General features: G+C 48.6%; 17 protein-coding genes. 10 read left to right on the top strand and 7 right to left on the bottom strand.

The window, feature by feature from the left end:
• Positions 1 to 35: 35 nt before the first annotated feature.
• Both K7B67_RS05005 and K7B67_RS05000 read right to left on the bottom strand, forming a co-directional pair.
• The gene (locus K7B67_RS05005) at positions 36 to 1646 is read right to left on the bottom strand and encodes an autotransporter outer membrane beta-barrel domain-containing protein (RefSeq protein WP_252179270.1); all 1611 of its coding nucleotides are present in this window, start codon (positions 1644 to 1646) and stop codon (positions 36 to 38) included.
• 111 nt (positions 1647 to 1757) lie between these two features.
• On the bottom strand, positions 1758 to 5939 hold the full coding sequence (locus K7B67_RS05000; RefSeq protein WP_252179269.1) for a hypothetical protein: 4182 nt from the start codon (positions 5937 to 5939) through the stop codon (positions 1758 to 1760).
• A gap of 208 nt (positions 5940 to 6147) precedes the next feature.
• Here K7B67_RS05000 and fnr point away from each other — a divergent pair, with 208 nt between their 5' ends.
• Positions 6148 to 6906 carry a fumarate/nitrate reduction transcriptional regulator Fnr gene (gene fnr, locus K7B67_RS04995; RefSeq protein ID WP_252179268.1) on the top strand — a complete coding sequence of 253 codons (759 nt, stop codon included), beginning with the start codon at positions 6148 to 6150 and terminating at the stop codon, positions 6904 to 6906.
• Positions 6907 to 7030: 124 nt separating this feature from the next.
• The gene (locus tag K7B67_RS04990; protein ID WP_252179267.1) at positions 7031 to 7558 is read left to right on the top strand and encodes a hypothetical protein; all 528 of its coding nucleotides are present in this window, start codon (positions 7031 to 7033) and stop codon (positions 7556 to 7558) included.
• Positions 7559 to 7563: 5 nt separating this feature from the next.
• Here the strand turns inward: K7B67_RS04990 and K7B67_RS04985 are convergent, their stop codons facing one another.
• The gene (locus K7B67_RS04985; protein ID WP_252179266.1) at positions 7564 to 7899 is read right to left on the bottom strand and encodes a TraR/DksA family transcriptional regulator; all 336 of its coding nucleotides are present in this window, start codon (positions 7897 to 7899) and stop codon (positions 7564 to 7566) included.
• A 327-nt stretch (positions 7900 to 8226) separates the two neighbouring features.
• On the opposite strand from K7B67_RS04985, the gene ttcA reads away from it, so the two are divergent.
• Positions 8227 to 9147 carry a tRNA 2-thiocytidine(32) synthetase TtcA gene (ttcA, locus tag K7B67_RS04980; protein ID WP_252179265.1) on the top strand — a complete coding sequence of 307 codons (921 nt, stop codon included), beginning with the start codon at positions 8227 to 8229 and terminating at the stop codon, positions 9145 to 9147.
• Positions 9148 to 9229: 82 nt separating this feature from the next.
• Here ttcA and K7B67_RS04975 read toward each other — a convergent pair whose 3' ends face one another.
• A complete protein-coding gene (locus K7B67_RS04975) occupies positions 9230 to 10063 on the bottom strand; it encodes a glucosaminidase domain-containing protein (RefSeq protein WP_252179264.1) in 834 nt (277 codons plus the stop codon).
• Positions 10064 to 10315: 252 nt separating this feature from the next.
• Here K7B67_RS04975 and K7B67_RS04970 point away from each other — a divergent pair, with 252 nt between their 5' ends.
• The 4 genes from K7B67_RS04970 (at position 10316) to K7B67_RS04955 (ending at position 15102) form a co-directional block, all read left to right on the top strand.
• The gene (locus K7B67_RS04970; protein WP_252179263.1) at positions 10316 to 10927 is read left to right on the top strand and encodes a Yip1 family protein; all 612 of its coding nucleotides are present in this window, start codon (positions 10316 to 10318) and stop codon (positions 10925 to 10927) included.
• A gap of 493 nt (positions 10928 to 11420) precedes the next feature.
• The gene (locus tag K7B67_RS04965; RefSeq protein ID WP_252179262.1) at positions 11421 to 12836 is read left to right on the top strand and encodes a transposase; all 1416 of its coding nucleotides are present in this window, start codon (positions 11421 to 11423) and stop codon (positions 12834 to 12836) included.
• A gap of 38 nt (positions 12837 to 12874) precedes the next feature.
• A complete protein-coding gene (locus tag K7B67_RS04960) occupies positions 12875 to 13393 on the top strand; it encodes a SprT family zinc-dependent metalloprotease (protein WP_252179261.1) in 519 nt (172 codons plus the stop codon).
• 47 nt (positions 13394 to 13440) lie between these two features.
• The gene (locus K7B67_RS04955; protein WP_252179260.1) at positions 13441 to 15102 is read left to right on the top strand and encodes an AMP-binding protein; all 1662 of its coding nucleotides are present in this window, start codon (positions 13441 to 13443) and stop codon (positions 15100 to 15102) included.
• Here K7B67_RS04955 and K7B67_RS04950 read toward each other — a convergent pair.
• Positions 15008 to 16828: an alpha-galactosidase gene (locus K7B67_RS04950; RefSeq protein WP_252179259.1), complete on the bottom strand. Its 1821-nt coding sequence runs from the start codon at positions 16826 to 16828 to the stop codon at positions 15008 to 15010. The genes K7B67_RS04955 and K7B67_RS04950 overlap by 95 nt on opposite strands.
• Positions 16829 to 16909: 81 nt before the next feature.
• Complete coding sequence (gene recQ, locus K7B67_RS04945; RefSeq protein WP_252179258.1) at positions 16910 to 18739, bottom strand: DNA helicase RecQ; 1830 nt, start codon at positions 18737 to 18739, stop codon at positions 16910 to 16912.
• Between the two features lie 161 nt (positions 18740 to 18900).
• Here recQ and K7B67_RS04940 point away from each other — a divergent pair, with 161 nt between their 5' ends.
• Both K7B67_RS04940 and K7B67_RS04935 read left to right on the top strand, forming a co-directional pair.
• Entirely contained in the window at positions 18901 to 19506 is a 606-nt protein-coding gene (locus K7B67_RS04940) for a YecA family protein (RefSeq protein ID WP_252179257.1), read from the top strand.
• Positions 19507 to 19845: 339 nt separating this feature from the next.
• Positions 19846 to 21906 carry a tyrosine-protein phosphatase gene (locus tag K7B67_RS04935; protein WP_252179256.1) on the top strand — a complete coding sequence of 687 codons (2061 nt, stop codon included), beginning with the start codon at positions 19846 to 19848 and terminating at the stop codon, positions 21904 to 21906.
• Between the two features lie 192 nt (positions 21907 to 22098).
• Here the strand turns inward: K7B67_RS04935 and K7B67_RS04930 are convergent, their stop codons facing one another.
• Entirely contained in the window at positions 22099 to 22461 is a 363-nt protein-coding gene (locus K7B67_RS04930; protein WP_252179255.1) for an AAA family ATPase, read from the bottom strand.
• A 739-nt stretch (positions 22462 to 23200) separates the two neighbouring features.
• On the opposite strand from K7B67_RS04930, the gene K7B67_RS04925 reads away from it, so the two are divergent.
• A complete protein-coding gene (locus tag K7B67_RS04925) occupies positions 23201 to 25468 on the top strand; it encodes a hypothetical protein (protein ID WP_252179254.1) in 2268 nt (755 codons plus the stop codon).
• The last annotated feature ends 461 nt before the right edge of the window (positions 25469 to 25929 follow it).

The following is a 25929-nucleotide window of genomic DNA, read 5'->3' as shown; positions in this document are numbered from 1 at the left end:
ACTTGTCGTTTCATTGAGCCCGCAGGTATGCGGGCTTAAAAAGCCCGGCTATAACTCAGCTGAAGGCCGTTACTGCTGCTGCGACAGGATCGAATCGCCATATAATTGATACTCATAGCGGATTGCTCGGACATTCGGGCATGGTAACCCAGACTCAGATACAGCCCCGTGTCGTTGATCTCCTGAGCCACGTGTTCTAATGACCCTTGTTGCTGAGCGCCATTGACGGTGTATCTGGAATTCCCACTTAACACAGTCTGCTGCTGGTAGCCCACAGAAAGCTTCAGGGCTGAGGGTTTACCGCCAACTTCATTCAATAAAACAAAGTCACTCCCTAATCGTAGAAGCCATTGATCGAAAGCTTGCCCACCCACAGCCAGCGTTTCACCAGGCAGCCCTTTCTCTCTGAAGCGGTCCGACTCTGAGTGATGATAGAGAAACTCAACCATGGGCGTGACGGTAAGAGCATCGAGCCAGTGACTCATGTCAATGTCATACCCCAGGGCACTGTAAGCATTCCACTCGGTACCTGATCGATAAGCTCGAAGTCGGCGACCATCGACATAACGCCTGCTGTCGTATTGTTGGGTAGCAACAGTCAGGGCACCGTCAAATTGCCATGGCCCCTTCTGCCAGGACAGGAACGGACCCAAGTGTACAGACTCTACCGAGCCCGAGCCCAATTTCTGCTGAAAAACAGCTGACGTAGTCCGGGTACCCAACATCATGCCGACAATGGTATTTTCCGTGGCTTGCCTGAACACTCCAGCATTCAACCCGTAGCTGTTGGCATTCATTCCCTCTAAATCAGGCAATGATGAATAGTGGGACTTGGAACCATAAACCTGAACAAAACTGTGCCACTGGCTGCCCTGATCACTGTGCAACGTCTCAGTGAATGTTTGGTAACCCTCATTCAGAGTTCGTTGATCCAGAGCTGCATGATTAACAGGAAAAGCCTGACCATTACGATAGAAATCCAGAATCTGACGAAGATCACTCAACTGGCTGAACAGGGCCTGGGTAGAAGCCATTTCCAGATGACGTGTCGCATTTAATGTCGCTTGGGCGCTGGGAGTCGGATGATAGAGTACTTTTCCAGCTTCAGGTAAAGGCTGATCGATCATTGACTGTAGCGCACGACTGGCAGCCCCTTTTTCCACCTTAATGACTACCCGTTTTTCCTGAGCACTTTTTACTGAGTCATTCTGTTTTTCAGGCTTTTCAGGCTTTTCAGACTTTTCAGACTTTTCAGGCTTTTCTGGCTTTTTAGAGCTGAGGGGGATATCACTGGATTCGGAATCAGGTTTCTCATGAACCCTGGCTTCGCCACCCCCCTCACCGTCTCCGTCACCGCCATAACCTTCAAGAAGCTTGAGAGTCAGTTCATAAGGTTTGTCCTCACCGGGGTTAAAGAAAGAGATCGGCTCAACCAGTACCGGAGCAGATTTCTCCTCACCGCCGCTGTCCGGGCTGAACAGCCATTGACCAAACTTATAGGAGAGCCCTCCAAGCCCCGCCCCCAGCAGGGTCGTTCCTCCGGTCACGATTAAAGCCGGATCAATAGCCAGCACGGGCCCAGGCAACACAGCGGCTGCCAACAGCATGACCAAAACTAAAGATAATTTAAGCGGTTTTCCGACCATAATCCTTGCCCCCCGAAGTACTGATTTAATTGCTTCAGGGGACTATGGCCGATTATTGATGGGATTTGACTAACAACGTTGTTATTTAAACGGCTGTGTGTTACCCACTTGCTAACGAAACCTTTGCGCTACTTGTTCAACATCTTCCTGCCCGAGCCAGTCATGCAGCTCTTGCTGCTTTTGTTCCAGTATGGCTCGCTGATTCTCTGCCCCGGTTTCTGCATCATTGGATTCAGAGAGATCGAGCTCTTCAAGCTGCCGGTCAATTTCCTCCAGCTCAGCCATGGCACCGAGCACTTCCTGATAGAGTTCTTTCTGATAGAGTTCTTTCTGATAGAGTTCTTCCTGAGAGTCCACTTCGACTTCACGAAGTTCACGTTTCTGCTGCCTGAGCATGTCATTCTTAACAAGATCTTCAATACTGCTTGTTTCACCCAAGCCGTATTCCAGTGGCATAACGCCTGCGGCTGTATCCGACTCATCTGACAACCCAAGCAACGCGGTATAATCCCATTCCAAGTTTGGACGCCCTCTGGTCTGAAGTCTGCCCGAAGCTTCTGACAGAGTATCTTCAGAGTCCACCTCAGCTATTGGCTGCATTTTTTTCATCCGGTAGAATTCTCTCGATTCTGCCGGCCACCCCAGATAATCGTTGAGTATGGTTTCCAGCTCTACCTGATCTTCTTCCAGTGCTTTTGTTTTTAATCCACGATAGTACAACTCAGCGACCAAGTAAGTCCGAAGGGCCATCAATTCTTTAAAGTAAACCCTGGAGCGAAACTGTTCCTCCTGCAAGGCCTGCTGCCAAGGCTCGGGGGCTTTTACGCCAGCCAGCTCTGCCTCCCAGTCTCTGTCGTCATCGTCATAATCCTCAATACGATAAATATAATCCAGAGGATCGCTCAGCAGCATTTCCAGCCCCGTTCCTGGATGGGCTTCATTTTCATTAGTGGCAATGTACTTTTTAACGACTTCCAGAATCGCCTGTGCATACTCTTTATCATTAATGTCAGGCGACTGCGTTTCTGAACCCTGTCGTGCAAGCTGCTTCAACGCCTTGATCTGACTTAAATAGTCTTCTGACTTTTGTTCCTCCAGCGACAGGTCACTGCGCACTTGATCCAAATCGCTGACTTCAGAATCAACGTCACTCAGAACAGCTGGATGACTCTGCAACGTCATAATACTCAGTGACAGTTCTTTAGATTCCTCCATTAATGCTTGCAACGAGGTTTCAGCATCCAGCAGCTCTTTGGCAAACTTATCGGCCTCTTCAGGACTTCCGGCTTTTTGCAACTCATTGAGTGCTTTCAGTGCTTCGACCAGCTTGACTTGAGTTTCCAGAGTCCTGGTCTGACTCTCTGTCCCCCTAACTTTCAGCTGATAGTTCATTTCATGGAGCTCTTCGGCCTCACGTTTGAGGGCAGTTATTTCCTTTCCTGTAACGATAGCCATCCGTTCCTGTTCAGACTTGAGCCATGACAGGGTCTGAGTAATCCTCTCAGCGTCACTTTGAAAGGATTCACGGGTTGTTTGCAGATACTCCCCAAGAGCCGTCAGCTCCTCATCCATCTCTTTGAGCTGCGGCAATGTCTGAACGTCGGTTTCCACAACCGCACCAGTGCCACTCAGTTGTGTCTGTAACCGTTTAACCTCGCTTTGTGTTCTGGCAAGCTCAGCCATTGCTCGTTGATGTGCTTCTTTATCCGTGCCTACCGTTTTATCCGTGCCTGCCGGTTTTAAACTGAGCACTTCCAGTTCGCCGGTCAGGGAATCCAGACTGAATTGCAGTTTAGCTATGGACCGCTCAACTTCTTCCAGCTTCAGCTTTCTTGCCTCTGACTCTATCTTGCTTGATTCCAGCTGAATGGATACGGCATTGGCTTCCTGCTTTTGGATGTTTAACTGCTCTGAGACCTGATCAAACGCCTCTTCAACTTGCCTGAGCCTGTCACTCATCTCATCAACCGAAGCGTTCCTGCTTATCAGCTCTTGCTGTAAGCTTTTAGCAAGCATCTGGCTTTGTTCAGCTACAGATTTGGCCTGATTGATTTGCTGTTGCCAGACCTTTCTTTTCTGGCCCCGTTTGTTATTAAACTGTGCAGCTTCTGTCCTCAGCTTCTGATTCATACTGCTGAGGCTCTGTAACTGCTGCTCCAGATCATGTTTTTGCCGTTCGACCGTTCTTAGTTGCTCTTTGGTATTCACTGAATCAGAGCTCAGTTGATTCACATGAGTCATAGCACTGACCGCAGTCCCCTGCAGGGCTTGACTGCGAATGGCCTCTTGCTCGGCATTGAGGTCAAGCACCCTCTGCTTTGAGCTTTCCAAAACGCTTTTGGTCTTCTGCAGAAGGTCACGAACTTTCTGGATTTCTGTATTTCTACGCAGTATCTCTTCTTTCACCCAATCCAGTTCGGTTCGCAACTGCTGGTTCGAAAACTTACCCTGAATGACCTGCTCCTGAAGACGGTTATAACTTTCCTGCAACAGTTCATGCTCATTCTTTTTCTCTTCAAGCTGCCCCTTCGTCATGGCGAGCGCAGCCCGGTCTGTCTTTTTCTCATCCTGAAGACGCTGGATCTCCACCTCCAGCAACGCTTTTTCTTTGGCAACCGTTGCTTCCCGCTGCTTCAAGCCATTGAGTTCTGCTGCCAGCACTTTTCTGGAAGAAGACTCATTGTGTAAATGCCCCCTGGTTTCTTCAAGCAGCTTCCCCTGAGCCTTCAATGCTTTTTCAACACCCTTAAGATGCTGAGACGACCGATGGGCTTCTACCCAACGCGCCCTGACCTCCTCTTCTTGCTGGGTGAGCAGATCAACCTGTTCCCGATACGACTGATTCTCGGAAGCGACCTTTTCCGAGCTATTGATTAACTGGACTTTTTCTTTTTGCAGTTGCTCCAGTTCTGACCGCAGTCGATCTATCTGGATTTGCTGAGTCTCCAGATCCTTCTGCATTTGAGTTTCCAGCGTTTTTTGTAACGTCTGGTGGCTTTCAAGCTGCGAACGTGCAGCATTTAGCTCATCAATAACAGCCAGATATTCTTTATGGTTTTTATCTTTATTTTGAATGGCAACACCCAGCTGATCCTCCAGAAACTGAACCCTTTCTATGGCACTTTCCAAATCAACTTTGTGGGTGTCCGCTTTGTCTGTTACTTCTGCTTCCAGAGATTGAACGGTCTGCTGGGTTTGAAACAGCTGTCGTTGAATCAGCTGCTGTGCCGATTCTGCCTCCATCAGCAACTGCTGGGCCGCCTTGAGTCTTCTTTGCAAAGGTTTAACCGTGTCTCGTTCAACGGCTTTATTTTGCAGAATCAGTGCCTGAATCTCATTAGCCTGAAGGTTCTTCTGGCGATGCAGCGTTTCAAGCTCAATATCTTTTTCTTTAATCTTTTCTGTCAGTGTCCGGGCTTCACTTTCAAGTGCTTCAACGTGTTCCTGGGCGAGTCGAAGCGCTTCTTCGCTTTCAGTATCTTGCTTGTCCCTGCGTAGCTCATTCAGTTGTTCAACTTCTTGATCCACTTTTGCTATCTCAAGATCAACAGTCCTGTGTCGTTCAGTGAGTGTTCTTAACTCATCGTCCAACTGTTTTTGCCGTTGCTCAGCATCCCTGAGTCGTTCGATTCGAGACTGCATCTCCTCAAAGTGTTCTTGCCCTGAAGCCAGGTCCGATGTTCCCGGAACCAGCTGACTGGTGAGCTCTGCTTTTCGTTGCCTCTCACGCTCCAGCTCTGCTTCTGCCTGGTGGAGTCTTCTATCAAGAGCCTCTGCACGCTCAGATTCTCTGAGCTCCAGCTGTTCCCGAATGATTCTCTGGGGTTGTGCATGGGTAACGACAAAATCAGTCAGCTGCCTGGAACGCCTTTCCAGCTCGCCGGCATGGGTCCGAAGATAAAACAGGTAACCTACTCCCGAACACACAGCCACTCCGGCAGCCATTGGAATAGAAACAGAAGCAGCCCCCGCGGCAAAAGCCCCAGCGACCAGAACCCCGGTTCCCTTGGCTATGGTGACAGCGATTCTCCGGCTATTCCAAATCGTACTTTTTTGAAGCCGGGTGCGATGCACCTCTTCAAGCTCAGCGCACTCAACCTCTTCGAGTTTTAATGCCCGGAGTTTATCCAGCCCCAGCTCGGCCTTTCTGGCCATCAGGATGCTTTTTTCCTGCGACGTAAGATCATTAAACGACAGACCCTCTGCTTCGACGAGTTCTTCAAAAGTTCGGGGTTCCGGCTCCTGCATGGTGGGTGTAAACAGCATTCCCGTCACTGAGTTGAGCAGATTCATAGCGTCAATTCCCTGATTTACGAAATTGTGTTCAGAACAGTTATCGACACCTTTTCTTTAAACCCAATGCGACAGAGTAAGTATTTCCCGAAAAAGCCTTAGATATGAAGAAATTACGCCTCAGTCTCGGAAAGCACAGACTTACACTTTGATAACATTTTCAATAGAATGGCCAACGATTTCGCCAATACGACTTTGAGGCCACTCAATGACGTCAAAGCCCAATGTACGACAACCTAGCCATGTGGCCTGTAGAGACTGTAGCCTTAGCTCTCTCTGTCTGCCGCTGGCATTGAGTCTACAAGACATTGACCAGCTTGATCGCATCATCAAGCGAGGCCGCCCTCTCAAGAAGGGGGAGTATCTTTTTCTGGAAGGAGACCCGTTCACCAGTGTCTTCGCTGTTCGCTCCGGAGCCATAAAAACCTATACCGCCACCAATGAAGGTGAAGAACAGATTACCTCTTTTTATCTTCCCAGCGAGATATTGGGTTTGAGTGGTATGGATACTGATGTCTTCCCGGTTTCTGCACAGGCTATGGAAACCACCATGATCTGTGAGATCCCTTTTGAGCAGCTGGAAGTACTATCCGACCAATTCCCGGAATTGCGTCGTCATATGATGCGCCTGATGAGCAAGAAGATTCGGGAAGATCAGCAAATGATGATGCTACTGTCCAAGAAAAATGCTGATGAGAGGATTGCCACCTTCCTGATCAACCTGGCCAGCCGTTTCCGTCGCCGGGGCTTCTCATCTCAGTCATTCCGGCTGTCCATGTCCCGCAACGAAATGGGGAACTACCTGGGACTGGCTGTAGAAACCGTTAGCCGGGTATTTACCCGATTCCAGAAAAACGGTTTGATTCTGGCCGTGGGCAAAGAAATTGAGATACGCGACCCGGTTCAGTTATGCCAGCTGGCGGGCGGGAAGTCTGTCGATATAGAACAGATTATCTCTACCCCGTAAGCACACGAACCCTTTTCATAATCTGAAGTTTCAGCGGTAAAAATTTTACTGTACTTCAGATTTTTTTGGGTGCTACGATAATCCCTGTAATGAAAAATAATGCTCTAAGGCAAGGGAAATCCTGATGGGTATTTGTGCAAAGGAACTGCGCCACTACGTTGTTCGTCCTACCCTGAAGCATTTAAGAATGTGGAGCCCCACTGCAGAAAACCTGCTGTTGGGAACCGCAGCCCGGGAATCCGGGCTTGGCTTCCATCTTAAGCAGGAACACCATCAGGCGCTGGGTATCTATCAAATTTCACCAAGAATGCATCGCAATATCTGGGATCATTATCTGGCGAAGAAATCCGACCTTTCCAGCTTGGTCCGGGGGCTGGCCAGCCAAAGAGAATTCCTGGCCCACCCACACCTGGAGTTAGCAACCAACCTCTCTTACGCTACCGCCATTGCCTGGATGATTTATTATCGAACCGATAAGCCAATCCACAAGCTGCCTCAGGATGATGTCCACGCCCTGGGCAAGCTCTGGCACAATTACTACCACCGTCACCACCCTGGCCCCATCGAGAGTTTTGTGGACAGTTACAAGGTTTTAATCACGGATTCTATTGAGACGGAAGCATCATTACCAGAAAGCCTGAAGACGGCCTGATTGCTTCAGCTGGCCTGATCCCGCTTTTCTGCACACTTGATGCAAAGATCAGCATAAGGCATGGCAGCCAGGCGGGCTTCGACTATTTCATCACCACAACTGGTACAAAAACCGTAATCATCATGATTCATGCGATCCAGTGCTTTGTTAACCAGGTTAAGCTCGGCCCTGGCATCATTACCCAGCTGATCAATCACCTCGTCATTCTCCCTCTCCTGCGCCTGTTCTGACCAATCGGCACTGGCCCTGCGAGTCACATCTTTACTGATGTTTCCGAGACGAATATTCAACTCTTCTCTGCGAGACAATAACCAGACTTTCAATTTCTCGTAATCAGCCATGGAAATCCCCTGAATAAATATCAACGATTATTCTGTGTGTAAACAATTGGATGCTGAGTCCTTACGCATATTGCTTACCAGCTAAGCATAGCTACTGTTACCCATATTTCGACAGATCATTCACAACAAGTCCGGTGAAATTCGGGAGAAAAGATATTCACTGTCATTATCCCTGATGCCTGACGTGAAACCTTGGATTATAATGTCTTGAATTTTCGGGATACGGCCCGTTTTACCATTATTCAAAGTTGTAAGTCACCCGGTTTAACCGCCCCTTCCCGGGCTTTAAATGAAGTTGGGTACTTTGAGAGACAAGACAGAGTCAACATGCAAAGCCAGACAAAAAGCGCAAAAACCCACTTCAACAAGCTACAGAAGCGCCTGAGACGCGAGGTTGGCCAGGCCATCGCCGAATACAACATGATAGAGGACGGTGACCGCATCATGGTCTGCCTGTCAGGAGGGAAAGACAGCTATACCTTGCTGGATATCCTGCTGAATCTGAAGACCTACGCACCGGTCAATTTTGACGTTATTGCCGTCAACCTGGATCAGAAACAACCCGGCTTTCCTGAGCATGTTCTGCCTGAGTACCTTGAAAGCCTGAATGTTGAATATCGCATTGTCGAAGAAGATACCTACTCCATTGTCAAAGAGAAAGTGCCTGAAGGCAAAACCACATGCGCACTCTGCTCACGCCTGCGCCGTGGCATCCTGTACCGCACAGCCGGCGAGCTGAAAGCCACCAAAATTGCCCTGGGCCATCACCGGGATGATATTCTGGAAACCCTGTTCCTGAATATGTTTTACGCTGGCAAGATGAAAGCCATGCCTCCCAAGCTGGTCAGTGATGACGGTCAGCACACGGTGATACGCCCCCTGGCCTTCTGCCGCGAAAAAGATATTATCCGCTTTTCTGAGTTCAAGGCATTTCCGATTATTCCCTGCAACCTTTGTGGCTCTCAGGAAAATCTTCAGAGACAGGCGATCAAGGCCATGTTCACCGAGTGGGACAAGCGTTTCCCCGGCAGGATGGAGAGTATGTTCAGGGCCCTGAGAAATGTCGCCCCTTCTCACCTGGCGGACAGCTCACTGTTTGATTTCAAGAACCTGACAGCGGATGGCCAGCCTGTTGAAGATGGCGACACTGCTTTTGATCCGGTGGATGTGCCTCTGACCTTCAGGGATGAAAACGATGAAGACGAAAAACCCGAACAGGCTGCAATGGTGAACATTGTGAACCTCTGACAAGGATTCAACAACTTTCTTGTGAATGCCCCTCCGTATTCAAAAACAGACGTTTTGCCGGTGTCTGAATACGGAGGTATGGTTAATATTGGTCAGCGTGTGCCGCCAAATCGTACTTCAGCAAATCATTACTCTCGATCATGGCGATCAACTCTTCCACGTAATCGACCCCTCGCGAGGAGTAAGCATAAAGCCCATGGGCCAATATCGGGCCCGTAACAGGCTGCCCTACTAACTTTCTTTTTGAACGCAGCTCCCTTAAGCCCTCATAATGGTGACTGGTATTGAGATTGAACATATACGAGCGAACCGATTCAGCCGGTGAAGAAAACTTCCTGACTTCGTAAGTCGCACCTTCCGGGCGCTCACCGGGAATCACGCCGCAACCCGGAGTAAAACACCACTGGCCAAAGTAATTATTCGCTTCGACGGCAAACCTTGAAGTTCCCCAGGCCGACTCGTTGGCCGCCTGCACCAGAGCCAGGGATACCGGAATCTCATCCACCCTGTTCAGCAGGTCATTATAAAGCTCATCACTGACTTTAAGCGCTTTATCCACTCTGAACGCCTGGGCGGTATCCAACAACCACTGTTCTTCCGTTTCATGCAGAGCCGGCTTTTCCCTGAGGCTTTTAATTTTCTGACGGATACCTGCCAGACGCTCATTCTCCTCGTCAATCATGAGCTTCATGTAGGCAAAGAACTGGCTTTTCTTCTCTCCGACTTCCTTGATGGCGGCAAAGTCGGGAATGTCCTTCTCAACTTTTTTCTCAGTCCTGACCTCCTGCTCAATGACTTTTTCCACCTGTTTCGCTGCGGGGTCCTTAACCGTCTGCAAATCTCTGTTGTACCAACTCGACAGAGCCACAAGCCCAGCCAGCAGCAAAAGAAAATAACGATCAATTCTAGTCATCATGGTTTCAGCAATTCTCCTGCCCCGAAAAAAACGATACTTTTCAAACACTGCCCCAACAAAAAGCCTGCCCTGAGGCAATAACGCTTTACTTTACGTTATAAATATGGGAACACTGAAGCTAATACTGCCAGGCTCCAAGCCTGTCGCAGTAAATAATAATAACAGGATACTAACCGCTGTTTTGTAGCTGAATACGAATCAAACTATAAGTATTACCAGCTACTGGTGTACAGCCCTAATGGAGGTTGCACCATGATATTAAGTCATTTCTGGGGACTTATCTTTCATCCGGAAGAAGAGTGGAGCAGTATTCGGGAACACCCTCCCGGCATTATCCGTCTCTATCTGGGCCAGGTCATCTGGCTGGCAGCCCTGCCTGCCATCTGCACTTACCTGGGAACTACTCAAAACGGCTGGACACTGCCGGGCAGTGATCAGGTAATCAAGTTAACTGAAACCAGCGCGGCTTACATGGCATTTTTTGCCTGGCTGGCCATACTGGCTGGCGTTGCCGTTATGGGGGCTTTCATCCACTGGATGGCAGAAACCTTTGGCAGCAAAGTAACTCTGGCCCAGGCGCTGGCATTTAGCTGTTATGCCGCAGCCCCCCTTTTCCTGGCAGGACTCTGCGGACTGTATCCATCGATCTGGCTGACTATCGTCGCGGGCACTATTGCCGCTTCCTGCTCGGCCTGGATGCTGTACTCCGGTCTGCCGACGTTTATGCAGATACCTAAGGAGCAGGGATTTGTCTATGCCAGCTCAGTGCTTTGCATCGGGTTGGTTGTTCTGGTCTCCATTATGATTACTACTGTGATTTTCTGGGGTATAGGGATAGGCCCTGAATACATCCAGAGTCACTGAAGCGTCATCGCTGGTAGATGAATTAAGCGGTATCATCTGGCAGCAATTAATGTCTTGCCCCTTCATTTACTGGAGCCATAAACAGGCTGTACAGATGCTACCCCCTTGATCGAAATGCTGGCGCAAACCCGTTCCTTCAGGGGCGGGTCTAGCCAGCGCAAGGCGTTAGCCTTGCTGTGACAGTCGCTTAGAAGTTTTAACAGACTTTTCTGAAGGCGGTGTTCTCTGGCTTTCTCCAGAAGTGTTTCCCCCATAACATCGGCTTTATGCGCTCCCAGTATTCACGCCTTAATGTATAAGACGACTTTCCCTTTGGCTTGCCTACCATTTCCCTGCTGAACTCGTTTGTACGGTATTTAGTAACAAATACTAGATGTACGTTATTCCTAAATACACATGATCTACCAATCTCCATTCGTACATACAAACCTCATATTTGACAGATATTTCTAGCCAGACTAGCATGAAGCCATTCAATTCAACAGGTTATGTAATGCTTCAAGGTATCCGACTCAAAGCCAATCCAACAGATCAGCAAAAGCTGGTTCTGTCTCAGTGGATGGGCTGCGCTCGGTTTATCTGGAATGCAAAATGTGATGAACATCGCTATTACAGCACTTACGCAAAAAAATACTGCCCCATAGGTACGTATGCCCCTGTTGACGCAAAGGCAGCCCATTTCAAAAGCGAAGAGTTATCACCCTGGTTATCCGATTGTCCCAGTCAGATAATCAGAAACTCGGCTACCAACTGGTATAAGACCTACCGGAAGTACATGAATGGCTTGTGCGGCAAACCAAAGAAAAAAGCCAAGACAGACAAGGGTAGCATTTACCTCACCAATGAAGTGTTCCGGTTCGATATCTGTGAAGATGGTGTAACCCGTCTTTTCATTGGTACAAAGACCAACAATATTGGTTATTTGTCGTTTAAAACTCATCGCCCATTCAACGAACCAAAATCCATTTACATTAGAAAAGAGGCTGGTCAGTACTCCGTTTCTTTCTGTTATGACGATGGATCAGAAGAACCAGCAACAGAAAAAGAGCATTTGGAATACCTTAAAGGTGCTTCCAAAGAGTGGCTGGAAGAGCATGTTATCGGCGTCGATCGAGGTGTTGTTATACCTGTTCATACTGGCGTTAAGCCTTACGACTTTACAGAAAACCAGACAAAGAACATGGATAAGCGCCAGCGATACCTAAAGAGGTTTCAGCGTCGTTTGTCTCGCCAAACCAAAGGCTCTAACCGTCGTCAGAAAACAAAGAACAGGATTAGCAGGCAGCACAAGAAAGTAGCCAACATTCGGCAAGATTTCTGTCACAAAACCAGCCGTAAAATGGTTGACAGCAAGGCCAGGGTCATTGTTTTCGAAGATCTGAAAACCTCAAAAATGACTCGCAGGCCAAAAGCAAAAAAAGATCAAAACGGAAAGTTCATCTCCAACAAGGCGAAACAAAAAGCCGGACTGAACAAGGCCATTCTCAACGTAGGATGGCACTTCTTGGAAACCTATACCCGATATAAAGCAGCAAAAGCAGGCAAAGCTGTATTCAAAGTGCCTGCACCCTTTACGAGTCAAGAGTGTGCTGATTGCGGTCACACTCACCCCGACAACCGCAAGACACAAGAACTGTTTCTTTGCGGTCAATGTGGACACTTTGACAACGCTGACAGAAACGCCAGCATCGTAATCAAGAAACGAGCAATTAGGTTTTTTATGGACTCTGGAACGGAGTTGGTTGGCAAAGGAATTCCTGTGCTGACTAAAGGACGTGGAGCGAAATGTAAGTCGGGAAAGGGCAAGCCCTCTTCCGCAGCTCGCAATGAAACGTCAAAAAAGAAAAAAACGGTAACTACTCCGGTAGCTTGCTTAGTATTGGAAGCTCGCTCCTTTAGGGGCGAGTAGTTCACCTATCCTTCCTACATTTTCAAGCCAGTCTACTTATGTCGAACACACCATGCCCCTTTTTGCCTGCCATTGAACTACGGATCAGTGAGCTTTACTGTCTGGCCGAGCGGCACTGTCTCAGGCGATTTCCACGGCCACGGGTCAGCCTGACTTTAAGGGGTGAAACTGCGGGTCAGGCCTGGACAGAAAAAAATCTCCTGCGTCTCAACAAGCAGCTGTTCAAAGAAAATCAGGAGCATTTTCTGAAGCATACCGTGGGCCATGAAGTCGCACATCTCATTGCCCACCAGCTGTTCGGCAAAAAGATTCGTCCCCATGGCAAAGAATGGCAATGGATTATGGAAGTCATTTTCAGGCTACCGGCCCAGAGAACCCATAGCTACGACACCAGCAACGCCAGTAAAAAACCGTTTTTATACCGTTGCAGCTGCGAAGGAAAGACCATTCCACTGAGCGCCATTCGCCACAACAGGGCAACAAAAGGTACGGTCTATCTTTGCGGCCAGTGCCGGGCACCTTTGAAATTTGTTGAACAGACCCACTGTTCAAGTTAGAGTCCATGCATCAACTAATGTTAAAGACAATGTAGAAAAGCAATAATATGAAAAGTCTCAGAACCCCTTTGGAACAAGTTCAACTCAATGTCAACAGACATCCCGATCAGGTATGGCTTAATCAGCCTGATAACAGGCAATGGACTTCTTACACTTGGGGAGAAGCCGATGAGCAAGCCCGCAGGATCGCTCAGGGACTTCTGTCAAACGGACTATCAAAAGGCGATAAAGTAGCCATCATCGCCAAGAATTCAGCTGAATGGTATATCTGTGATTTAGCCATCATGATGGCAGGCTTAATCAGCGTGCCCATCTACCCCACAGCCGGGGCAGAAAATATACAATATGTACTTGAACACAGTGATGCCAAAGCTATTTTTGTTGGCAAACTGGATAGCTGCGCAGCGCTTTCAGAAGCACTTTCAGAAGCTGTGTCGGATGACTTTCTTAGCATCTCCTTTCCCTACCCTACACTTGATTGCAAAGAGCAGTGGCTCAACTGGCTGAGTACTTATGAGCCATTAAAAACGCTCCACAATCCAGATATCGACGATCTGTTTTCTCTTATCTACACCTCAGGCAGTACAGGTCTTGCCAAGGGCGTTATGATCAGCCAGAGAAATGTCGCTTCTTCAGCTATAGCCGCTGGTGAGAAGTTTTTAATTGGCAAAGATAGACGTGTGATGTCTTATTTACCGCTGGCCCATATAACTGAGCGATGCGTGGTTGAACTGCCCTCCATTTACCGCCCTACTGAGATTTTCTTCGTTGAGTCATTGGATACTTTTATAGACGACGTTCGCTATGCACGCCCCACTGCCTTTTTATCGGTCCCCAGATTATGGACTAAATTCCAGTCACAAATTCTGGCGAAAATGCCTAATGAAAAGCTTCAAACTCTCTTGAAAATCCCCTTTGTAGGTAAACTGGTATCAAAAAAAATTCGCACGGCTCTGGGTCTGCAAGAAGCTAAAATCTTTGGTTCTGGCAGCGCCCCTATATCTCCGGAAATTTTGAAGTGGTTCCATAAGCTGGGTATCAGTATCAGCGAAGGCTGGGGCATGACAGAGACCTCAGGCTTATCCTGTTGCAACCTTCCCTTCAAACTCGATCATATTGGCACAATTGGCTCTCCTCAGACTTGCGTCGAAATGTCACTTTCCGAGCAGGGTGAAATATTGATTCGAGGAGAAGCCGTGTTTCAGTCCTACTACAACAACCCTGAAGCAACAGAGGCAGCCTTTGAAAACGGTTGGTTTAAAACAGGTGATAAAGCCGTGGTAAGCCCTGACGGTTCATGGAAAATTATTGGCCGACTCAAAGAACAATTTAAAACCAGCAAAGGAAAATATGTTTCTCCAGTACCTATCGAGTCGAGCCTGGGTCGTAACCCGAATATCGAGCAAGTGTGTGTTATGGGTATCGGTCGCAAACAACCCATCGCAATGATTGTACTGGGAGAAGGCTCTTCCAAACATCGCGACCAACAGAAAAAAGAATTGGCCAGCACGATGAGATCAGTCAACGACGAACTGGAAGCTCATGAAAAGCTGGACCACATCATAGTCACTAAAACAGCCTGGAGCATTGAGAATAACCTGCTCACTCCGACACTCAAGCTAAAGCGGGATCAGCTTGAAAAGCAATATGGTCACTTTTTAACCCTGTCGCATCGTTCAGAAGTTGTTTTTGAAGAGGAGATAGGCTGACAACTGCACGGCTCGTCAGCCCCGCTGCCAATGACAGCTCTATAGCTTGAACAGGCTCCTCAGTGAGCCTCTCTCCCGTCCAATAATCGTACCAGAATGCAGGGTGACCAGAGGTCAATGTCACCTCCCTGGCCTCTTCGTTGTAGTTGAATAAACAATGCAGTTCCTTACCCTCCGCCAATTGCAGAGCAGCCTGATGCAAAGACAGCGAGGTAAATCGGGCAGCCTCTTGGCTATAACCATGGCGCAACATCAATTTACGCAACGTCGTTTTAGCAAACGGAGTGAGGTCGGGCAGCGGGTCACCTGAAAGCAGAAGCCCACCACTGGCCAGTAGGACATTACGGTGAAAGTCGTAATGGCAAGGATCTGCTGCTTGATCCACAAGCGAAACAAAGGTTCCGCAATCAGGATCGATTTGCCACAACTGACGATGTTGCCAACTGCGATAAAAGGTTTCTTTGGCAATTTGCTCAAACCGCTGGGCATCGCGCTCGACATCATCAGAGACTCTCATAGCATCAACCAGCCCTAGAGATGGCCACATGGGCGCGTTACACCCCAGCAACCAGGCATCCTGAGCGCCTTTGGCGATCGCCTCCATACCCATTCGGTAGGCCTGCACTCCGGTGACGCCGCTCTGGTAACGTTTTCCTTTGAGCGTTCCCCAATAATTGGCATCCAGTTTAAACAGCTCGACACCCCACTCTTCCCGCATAGTTCTGACAACCCGGGTTAAATGATTTTGTACTTCAGGGTGAGAGGTATCCAATACATACCAAGGAGTGCAACGCCAGCCTCCATAGGTCACATCTTCGGCTTTGAGCAGATCACCATTTTCATGACGAACAAACCAGGATGGATTCTGCCTGAACAGTTGTGACTCAGGCTGGGCAATAAACGGGGCAAGCCAAATCGCCGGTTTTTTTCCCTTGCGCCGGATATCCGCTATTAACTCCTTCACACCTCCGGAAAATTTATCCGACGGAGACAGCCAGTCGCCCATAAACGCCTGATAACCATCATCCAGCAGCACCCATTCCAGGTCGCTGAGATCACCTGCCATGGCATCCAGGTTCTGGCGAATATTATCTTCGGTAACATCGGCATAATAAGCGTACCAGGAACACCAACCGATGGGGGCTGGCTGCCGGACGCCCGCCCTTGCAGGATGATGCTGAGCGATCAACCCTGCGTATTGTTGATACAGTTGAGCAAGAGAGTCTCCAGTTAGCACAGCCACCGCTTCCAACTCTTTGCTGTCCCAGTCCTGGGGAGAAGTGCCCTCCCCGTCGATACAGGCTGAGATAACAATACCCGCTTCGTCACTGATGATTTCGAAATAGCCGGCATAGCGATAACAACAGGTAAAACCAAACAGGGTGTACCCCGCTGACTCTTCGATAACCAGATAGTTGTAGTAACGCTTACCCTGCTGCTCTCCATAAATCCGGTAACTGCTGTCGTTATCCGGGCAACGACCAATATCGACCGGTTTGTCATAGGTCCCTGAGGTTTGCGCCAACATTTGAAAGCCATCCCCCAGCAAAGTTGCACCCTGCTCGAAATCAAACTCACTGGTGAATAGTGGATAGTTGTCTGCTATAGGATCGTTATGCAAACCGATATAGCGAAAGGTCACTTCGTTGTCACAGACATCACCCAGCAAGTCTGGATTATTCACTGTGATCACTCTGTGACAGGGTAAGCGAATGGTATGAGACATAAGAAACTGCTAAAGCTGATAAAAAACCAATAGCCTAATTCGACAAGCTCCCATGCTCCAGCATAGAAGTGAATACGCTTATCAAACAGTCGAAACAACAAACCCGGCTATCAACTCCACAAAAGTCTGCCCATATTTTTCCAGCTTGTATTCACCCACCCCTGAAATATGAGACAGAGCCTCCAGGCTGGCGGGTTTAACATTAAGCATTTCATAGAGGGTTTTGTCATTGAAAATGACGTAGGCAGGAACGCCCTGCTCTTCTGCCAGTTCTTTACGACGGGCTCTCATGGCTTCCCATAGTGGACGATCATAGTCGTTAATAATAACCCGCCCCTGATCCACACTCCGGGTTTTGCCTGCGGCTCTTTCAGTGGCGTACTCGAAGCGATCCTGGCGGAGTAATAAACGCTCATTGCCTTTGAGCAGGGGGCGGCACTTTTCATTCAGTTTGAGTGCGCCATGCCCTTCTACATCAACATTTATAAACCCTCTGGCCACCAGCTGCCGGAAGACTGAACGCCACTCACTCTGTTTAAATTCGCTGCCGATACCAAAGGTGCTTATCCGACGGTGACCAAACTGGCTGACTTTGGCGGTTTCTTTGCCAATCAGCACGTCAACCAGGTGCGAGACACCAAACATCTGCCCCGTTCGGTAAACGCAGGAGAGTGCTTTTCTGGCTGCCTCTGTACCATCCCAGGTGGCCACCGGCTCCAGACAAAGGTCACAGTTGCCACACTTCTCTTTCAGAGGCTCACCGAAATATTCCAGCAACACCTGGCGGCGACAACCCGTTACTTCACAGAGAGACAACATGGCCTCCAGCTTCTGCTGCTCTATTCGCTGAATTTCAGGGGCAGCGGTAGAATTCGACTGAATCTGCCTGAGCAACATGACGTCCTGGAGGCCGTAAACCATCCAGGCGGTAGCTGGAAGCCCATCACGACCTGCCCGGCCAGTTTCCTGATAATAAGCCTCAATGCTTCTTGGCAGGTCCAGGTGAGCAACAAAGCGAACGTCCGGCTTATCAATCCCCATCCCGAAAGCCAGGGTCGCGACCATGATCATGCCGTCTTCGTTGAGAAAGCGGTGTTGATTGTGCTTGCGATCGTAGCTCGTCATCCCGCCATGATAGGGCAATGCTTTTCGACCCTGGGCATTCAGCCAGGCCGCGGTATCCTCCACCCGTTTTCTGGAAAGGCAATAGACTATGCCGGAATCTTCAGGATGCTCTTTTTCCAGAAATCTCAGTAATTGCTGCTTACCCTGCTTCTTCTGACTGATGCGGTAGAAAATATTGGCCCGGTTAAAGCTGTCAACAAACACCCGGGCCTGTTCCAGCCCCAGACGGTCGATAATTTCCTGACGGGTCCGTTTGTCTGCCGTGGCGGTCAGGGCAATTCTGGGAACGGTGGGAAAGCGTGTCTTCAGTACTGAGAGCTGTAAATATTCGGGCCTGAAGTCATGTCCCCATTGGGATACACAGTGGGCTTCGTCAATGGCAAACAGGGAAACCCGTACCTGATCCAGCTTTCTCAGCATCATTTCCGTCATCAGACGTTCGGGAGCGACATAGAGCAGATCAAGATGCCCGGTGAACAGTTCCTGTTCGATCCGGTACTGCTCTTCCATGGAGACACCAGAGTTCAGGCTTTCGGCCCGAATACCTATCTGCTTGAGATTACGGATCTGATCTTCCATCAAAGCAATCAGAGGGGATACAACAATGGCAGTACCCGCCATTACCAGAGCCGGTACCTGATAGCAAAGCGATTTACCACCGCCGGTCGGCATGAGAACCAGCGCATCACGCCCTTCTGTAACCTCCCTGATGACTTCCCCTTGAAAACCACGGAAAGATTCGAACCCGAAAGTATTTTGCAGAACATTAAGAGCAGGGTCGGCCATTACAGTCCAGTGCACATCTAAACGACAGTGATTAATTAGATTAAAACAGACGGATCAGTATAGCATCAAACTGGCACATGACCTCAACCGGGAATAAACAGGCATCTTTCAGAAAACTGATGTAAACTTCCCAACTTCAATTCATACCGGATTTTCTTTAAATGCAGGACATCTGTTCCACTCTTGAACCGCTGCTGAACAAGTATGCGGATGAGGAAGGCTTAACCTTCCACGCCATCCATGGCTTTTATACCGCCATGGCCATTGTCACCTTCGAATTGAAGACAGATGAACGTAATGAGATTCTGTTCGGAGCTCCGGTAACGCTCACCCGTGAAGACTTAGCCTCGCTCGAACAGACGCTGGACCACTTGTTACTGGCGATCGATCGACAATTTAATAAAGAAGAGGGCTTTGAGCTCTCCTGTGAAGAATTTACCGACCCGTATGATGAAGACTTGATGGACTGGTGCTGCGGTTTTCTCCAGGCCCATATCATGGCGGAAGAACAGTGGTACCAGGAAAATGAACAGGAAGTCAGTGAGCTGATGCTCCCGATCATGCTCGGCTGCGGGCTGCTTGACGATGAGCCTGAGTTTGAAGCGATCCTGCAGGATGAGCAACTGGCTGAAGATATGTGCAGCCAGATCCCGGAAGTGTTAATGGAGCTTTATCTGCTGTTTAACTCACCAGAGGAAGCCAGTGGCAAGCCACCTGCCAAACAAGCAAAACCCGCCCGAAAAGGCTCGCGTCACAAACGCCAGTGAATAGGAATCGCACGGGTAAAATGAGCGGTGTTTCCGGCTGTGAACTATGCCAGAAATATGACACCTTTTAACAAGGATCGTCTGCCTGCCTCGCCAGCTAGCCACTCAATGGAAAAAGTCACGTAGCCATTTATACTGCAAGAATCAAGGAAGATTCTCAGGAGAGAGGTTGTGGGCAATACAATTAATAACGGCGGGACTCCTTCAATAAGTCCTTCTCAAACAGCAGGCGCTGATCCACAGAATTCAATTTCCAAAACAGTCAAGGTCAACGGCAAACTCTACAATTGCAGTGCTTCGAAAGTCTGGGGCTTGAGAGTTGCACGGGAAGTTCTCGGTGTGCACGGCTTGGTTAAACCCGTCTATGACCACTTCCATAGCAAGTTGCATGAACATCGCGCTGACACTGCAGCGAACCCATCAAAACCGCCTTCAACATCGCTTTCAGAAAGAAGTGCCCGCCTACTGCCCAAGCTTCCCAACCAGGTGAATGAGCAACCCAAAACCCATTCTAAACCCGCTAACACACCGCTTGAAGTCAGACGCAGCGCTCCTGAAACCCAGGCAGCTAAAACCCTGACAGCTCCAGAAATCATTAAGAATATAGACCATGGCAAATTTGACGATGCTGATTCCAATTTCTTACTCAACAAGTTCTCGGAAACCGTCCAGCAGCTCCCTACTTCGGATATCAAGGCATTGATATTTGAACTTAGAGATAAAAAGGACTCTAGTTATGATACCGCCAAGCAAGAAGTACGAGAAATTTACGCTGAAAGAAAAGTCCCCGAAGAACTGAAAAAATTTGGTAATAATGTGCAGGGTCTCAAAGACCATTTAGCCAACCATTATGGCCGTGGCTCCAAGCTTGCAGATGCGATGCTTGCAGAGGTTGATCGTCGATTTGGTCTTCAGGAAGCTCCCGACTCCCGAACCCATGAACTTAAGGAACTGACTCCGTCCCTGCAGGGTATCTATGACTCAGACAAAGGCTCACAACTTACATTTGGCACTTTCCGGGGAGCCTCGCTTAAACTGGGCCAGGAGTTCCCCCACCAGCCTGAGGACCTTAACATTAAAAACCAATTCCAAGCTATTCAAAAAAACAGCCCCTACATAAAGGGTGATCTCGATAGAAGCCCTAAATTCATAGATGGAGCAAAGCCAAAATTCCCAAAAGACATCTTTCAGAGTGATAAAGCCCCAGGATTCGCACCCGGAGCTTTCTATCATGCTGCCAAAGTCGACCTGCCTGGTGGCAGCTTTATTGCCAGTCAGGGGCCGCTTGAGGAAACAGAAAATAACTTCATTAAGATGCTAGCTCATCACCGTCCTGCCGTATCCGTTTCTCTTGTTAATTCTATGGAACTCGCAAATCCGAAAGTTTCCAATAAACCCCCCAATAGACATTCTATCGAAGTTGGCCCGAAAACAGTCGGCGAAGAAAAAGACTGTGACGGCGTTAAGGTTAGACTGGATGGGCAGTATTCTTTTGACAAGGGCAACGTGACCGTCAAACAACTCTCCATTAACGGAGAAACACAGTTCAGGGTTTACGATAAAGGCTGGGCAGACCATACCGCCGGTACCCCGGAAAGATTGGCAAAACTGTCGGTACTGGTTGAAAAGTTACGCCAGCACCCCTCTGTTGCAAACCGGTCAGGTAACCCCACCGTCGTCAATTGCAATGCGGGAGTCGGCAGAACCGGAACCTTCATAACGATTGATAACAGCCTGCGGCAGTATCAAAAAACGGGAGAAGTTCCCCAGGATTTCACTAAAACCATTACTACCGCCCGCCAGGTCAGGAACAAATTCGTGCAAACGGCAGGACAGTTCAATACCCTCACAGCGGTTCACGGACAATTCACCCCCCTGTTTGATCCTTTACTGAAAGAAGCGGGACTGACTGTTGCAACGCCCCAAAAAGCCCCGGAACCTGAAGACAATGGGCTGGGGTATGGCTCAGAAGACTATGCCACTGTCGACAGAACAGCAGACAAAATCCGAAGAGAAAATGAGGATGAACTTTACGTAAATACCACTTTTGCAACGAAAAAAGACACTGCTGTTGAAAAGGCTCCGGACTTACCCCCCTCACCACCAGTCGCTGCCAAGAGATCGAAATACACGGGTCCTAAAAATGCCGAACAACTGGTTAATAAAATTGCTGATGGCCAGTATGGAAAAACATTACAAGCATTTAATATCAAGAAGCTGAGCAGTGAACTTACCCATGTCTTACGGCAGGCAGATCGGCAGTCAGATCAGCAGCAGCTCAATCAGATTCTTAGTTATGCCGAGACCTTGCAAGCGGACGAAAACTGGCATCAGATAGGCGATAAGATTCAAAAGCTTATTGATGACTTCAGTCGGAATAGACGCTCGCCCAGGCGCTGATATCCGTACCCCTCCTCGTTACCACTCTCCAGATTATCAATGGCACCCAAACTCCGTTTACCCTGAGCGGAGTTGAAGGGTGGTTGGTGCGGTCCTAATTAAATCTCTTCTGACACTATGATATCGACTGAATTGCTTTGGATTGCCGTTCTCATCCAGAGGCTCAGCCCCCTTATCCACTGGCCTCACGAATTACTCCTCTACAACTTTTCCTTTACCCAGGCCGGATGCAGCTCGCTCCATCTCAAGAAAGGCATGATAAGCCACATTATCACTGAAGGGCGCACTCAACTCGTCCAGCTCCTGCTTTAACTGCACTTTCGGGAATGCTTCCCGCAGGTCATTTAATACCCGACGCTGCCATTTGGGATGCAGATGCAAATCGACTTCATCAATCAGCACAATGCCAGGAGTTTCTAATGGGGCTCTCTCCATCAGATGAGGATTCAGGCGACCCGCTCTGTGTGCGATATCTGCCACTATAGCCAGAGTATTACGATAACCGTCACTCAGATTATCGAAGCTAAATAGCTGTCCGTTTTCCAGCTCAATCATCAGCTGTTGTAGGTGAACTACTCGCCCCTAAAGGAGCGAGCTTCCAATACTAAACACCTAACAAAGTAGATGTCGTTCTTTTCTTTTTTGACGTTTCACTGCCACCTGCAGGAGAAAGCTTGCCCTCTCTCGACTTACGATTGGCTCCACGTCCTATAATCAGCACGGGAACTCCCTTGCCGACCAACTCCGTTCCAGAGTCCAATTAATTGTTCGTTTTTACTACGAGTGCTGACGGTTTATTCAGCTTAAAGTGTCCGATATTATCGGTTGAGTGTGTAGTGGCACACTCTTGACTCGTAGGATATACCATCCACATTGTGGGTGGCCTCTAAATGTTTACGACATTCTGGCTTAAATAAACTTTTTGTCAAATCCAACTTTTAAAGCAAGGCTAACGCCTTGCAAGGGCTTGACCCGCCTCTAAAGAAGCGGGATTGCGCCCTTAATTTCGTTCAATATCAAAATAAAAGTACCTGCATTCAGGTATGCAAAATTGAATCGACTTACGAACCGCTTCGAGCACGCCGAATTTTTTACCTTTCTGGAACGAAGCCTGCTCCAACTGGGCAAACCATCTAAGAAACAACTTGTGACTGGAAGCTGGATCAAGGCAATCACGATAGCCTGCCGATCTGGATTCAGGCTTCGTCAGCTTTACATCTTGTTTGATAAAAGCCCCCCATGAACTTTCATGCCCATTTGCTGTCTTAACCCGCAAAGGGAGGTTTTCATAACTATGAGTTACGGATCAACACCAGTCACCAGTGGCGCGACCAGTTCAATCACCACAACGACCACGGCATCGCTGCCGTCACTGCAGGGTGCGTCGGGTTCAAATACCGGTGCGGTAGGGCTTGCTGAATTTACAATATACCCGCAGGCTACATCGTTTATTCCTGGTATTCAGGGATTTCAGGGCACAGCAACACCTATTACAGACCGACAGGTAACTGCAATCCACGCACCTCCTTTTCTTCCTCCGTTTCATCAGTGGGCCACAAAGACTCCCCCTGAAAGTAGAAAAAAAATCGATGTCGCTTACGCAGTACTAAAAAATGGAAGATTCGAAGATGCCGAAAATGCATTCTGGATCATCATAAATGAACACCTGCTTACACTGGAGATGATCGACTACCAAAGTGTCATCATAGGGCTTGCAAGATCACTAAAAGATCAAACCCGCGCAAAACAGGAACAAGCTCGCTTGCTTCTGGAAGAACTCAGGATGAGCCGAACACTCAACTCATTCGATGCTTCAATCATTCACAACCTTGATCTAACCCTGAGCCTGTGTGAGCAAGCCCTTGGACGATACCTTGATGCTGAAGCACGACTTTTGAGACTGAGACGCAAAAAGCCCAGCCACTCTCGGAAGATCCTGGTCAGAACTTCCCGCGATTTTGACGTTGATATTGCCAATGCCCGACTGTGGCAGTTTACAGGTAAACACAAGCTGGCCCAGGCGTTGCTGTTGAATGTAAAAATAGAATTGATTTACCAGCTAAGATCAAACCCAACCTCTGACGCTGTAAAAAAACTGCATAAACAACTCCACGTCGTAAACATAGCGCTGGCACGACTCTGGCAGGAGATGGGCTGCTATGAACTGGCTCAGGATCTACTGCTGAGCATGAGTAACAAGAACCGCGATGACAGCGAGGAGATTTTGTGCACCACCTCTGGAGATATTGACACTGATCTGGCCCTGGCACGACTCTGGCGATTGATGGGCAAAAATGAACTGGCTGAGAGACTGCTGCTGAACATGAGCGGTAAGCACCCCGATGCCAGTGAAGAAGAACTGTGCCAGCCTAGTGGGCATCTTGACACAGATCTGACTCTGGTGCGGCAGTGGGAAGAAAATGGCAAAAGTCACCTGGCAGAAAGACTGCTGCTGAACCTGAGCGGCAAGCGCCCCAATGCCAGTAAAGAAGAACTGTGCCAGCCCTGCGGGCACCACTCTATTGATCTGATTCGGGCGCTATTGTGGCAGACAATGGATAAATTTGAACTGACTGAAAGACTGTTGCTGAATATGAGCAACAAGAGCCCCTATCATCATGAGGAGATACTTTGCACACCCTGCGGGCATCATGAAACCGATCTGGCACTGGTGCGGTTCTGGGAGCTGGTGGGCAAATATGAGCTGGCTGAAAAACTACTGCTTAACATGCTTGGCAAGCGCCTTGATGCCAGTCTGGAAGAGCTGTGCAAGCCCTGTGGGCACAATGGCATGGACCTGGTTCTGGCACTTCTCTGGCAGCTGATGGATAAATATGAATTGTCTGAAAGACTGCTGCTGAACGCAAGTGGCAAGGGTTTCAGTAGCAGTGAAGAGAGTCTGTGCACAGCCTGTGGGCTTTACAAGATTGATCTGTCTTTGGTGCGAAACTGGGAGACAACAGGCAAATATCAGTGGGCTGAAAGGCTGCTGCTGGACACGATTGGCAAGCGCCCCGATGACAACGAGGATTGGCTATGCACCCCCTCAGGGGATCATGACACCGACCTGGCTCTACTGCGAATCTGGCGCGCAAATGGCAAACAGAAGCAAGCTGAAACGCTGGTTGAACGTTGCTATCCCCTTTATCGTACCGATGAATTTAAATCAGTACGGTTGGGCTTGTTTATTGGACAGCCAAATTTTATGGCAATGGATGCTGATTATCCGGAAAGCGTCAGTACACTACTGAAGACCTCAGTCCATTATTTCACTCTGGCCTGTCATCAGGTCAACGATGACGATATGGAATCAGGAATATCTAACTTAAACAAGTCGCTTGAACTGGTTGAGTTGATATTAAAGAAATACCCCCCGAGTGCAAGTGCTTATTCGCACAAAGCCCACTGTATTAGAATGTTAGGCGGCAGTGAGAAAGAATGGCGAGAATTATTCAACAAAGCAGATGCCCTTGATGGCAACCGTCCACAGAGAGACAAAACCAGGGCCTGGCGAAAAGACGAATCTGATGCTCTTAAGAAGATGCTAAGTCGGGAGTTTTAAATCCGACATTCACCACCCCAATCAGGAATAAATCGACTGGTACGTAGACCCTAAAATTAAAATGATTGTCGACTGGCTTTCCGTAATGCCTACCACATGTTTCTCCGTCCCGTCGATGACCCAAACATGAATGCTCTAGCAGCTGAATGTTGAGGTCTTCATCGTCCTCTTCGCTGTCGCTGTTATAGCGTCTATCGACGTGTATGCTGGTGCCGTCAAGGTTTAGGGCGTCGCACTGGAGCTTGAGATGTTTTAAGACCTTGATAGCCAGTTCAAAATAGACTTTACTGGCATTGAGTTCAAAGAGTTCATCCAGAGTCCTTCCAAGAACCTTGTCGTTTATATGCTCAGGCTTAATACCGGGCCTGATCAGTTTATCAAGGGGTTTATTGGCGAAGAACCGGGGAAACTACACAGAGAGCCTGACTACTCTCATCAGCCTCTTCCTCATACCCTCACCG

Origin of the sequence: Endozoicomonas sp. 4G, from assembly GCF_023822025.1 — a bacterium.
Taxonomy (GTDB): domain Bacteria; phylum Pseudomonadota; class Gammaproteobacteria; order Pseudomonadales; family Endozoicomonadaceae; genus Endozoicomonas_A.
This window is presented reverse-complemented; position numbering and strand designations above follow the sequence as displayed.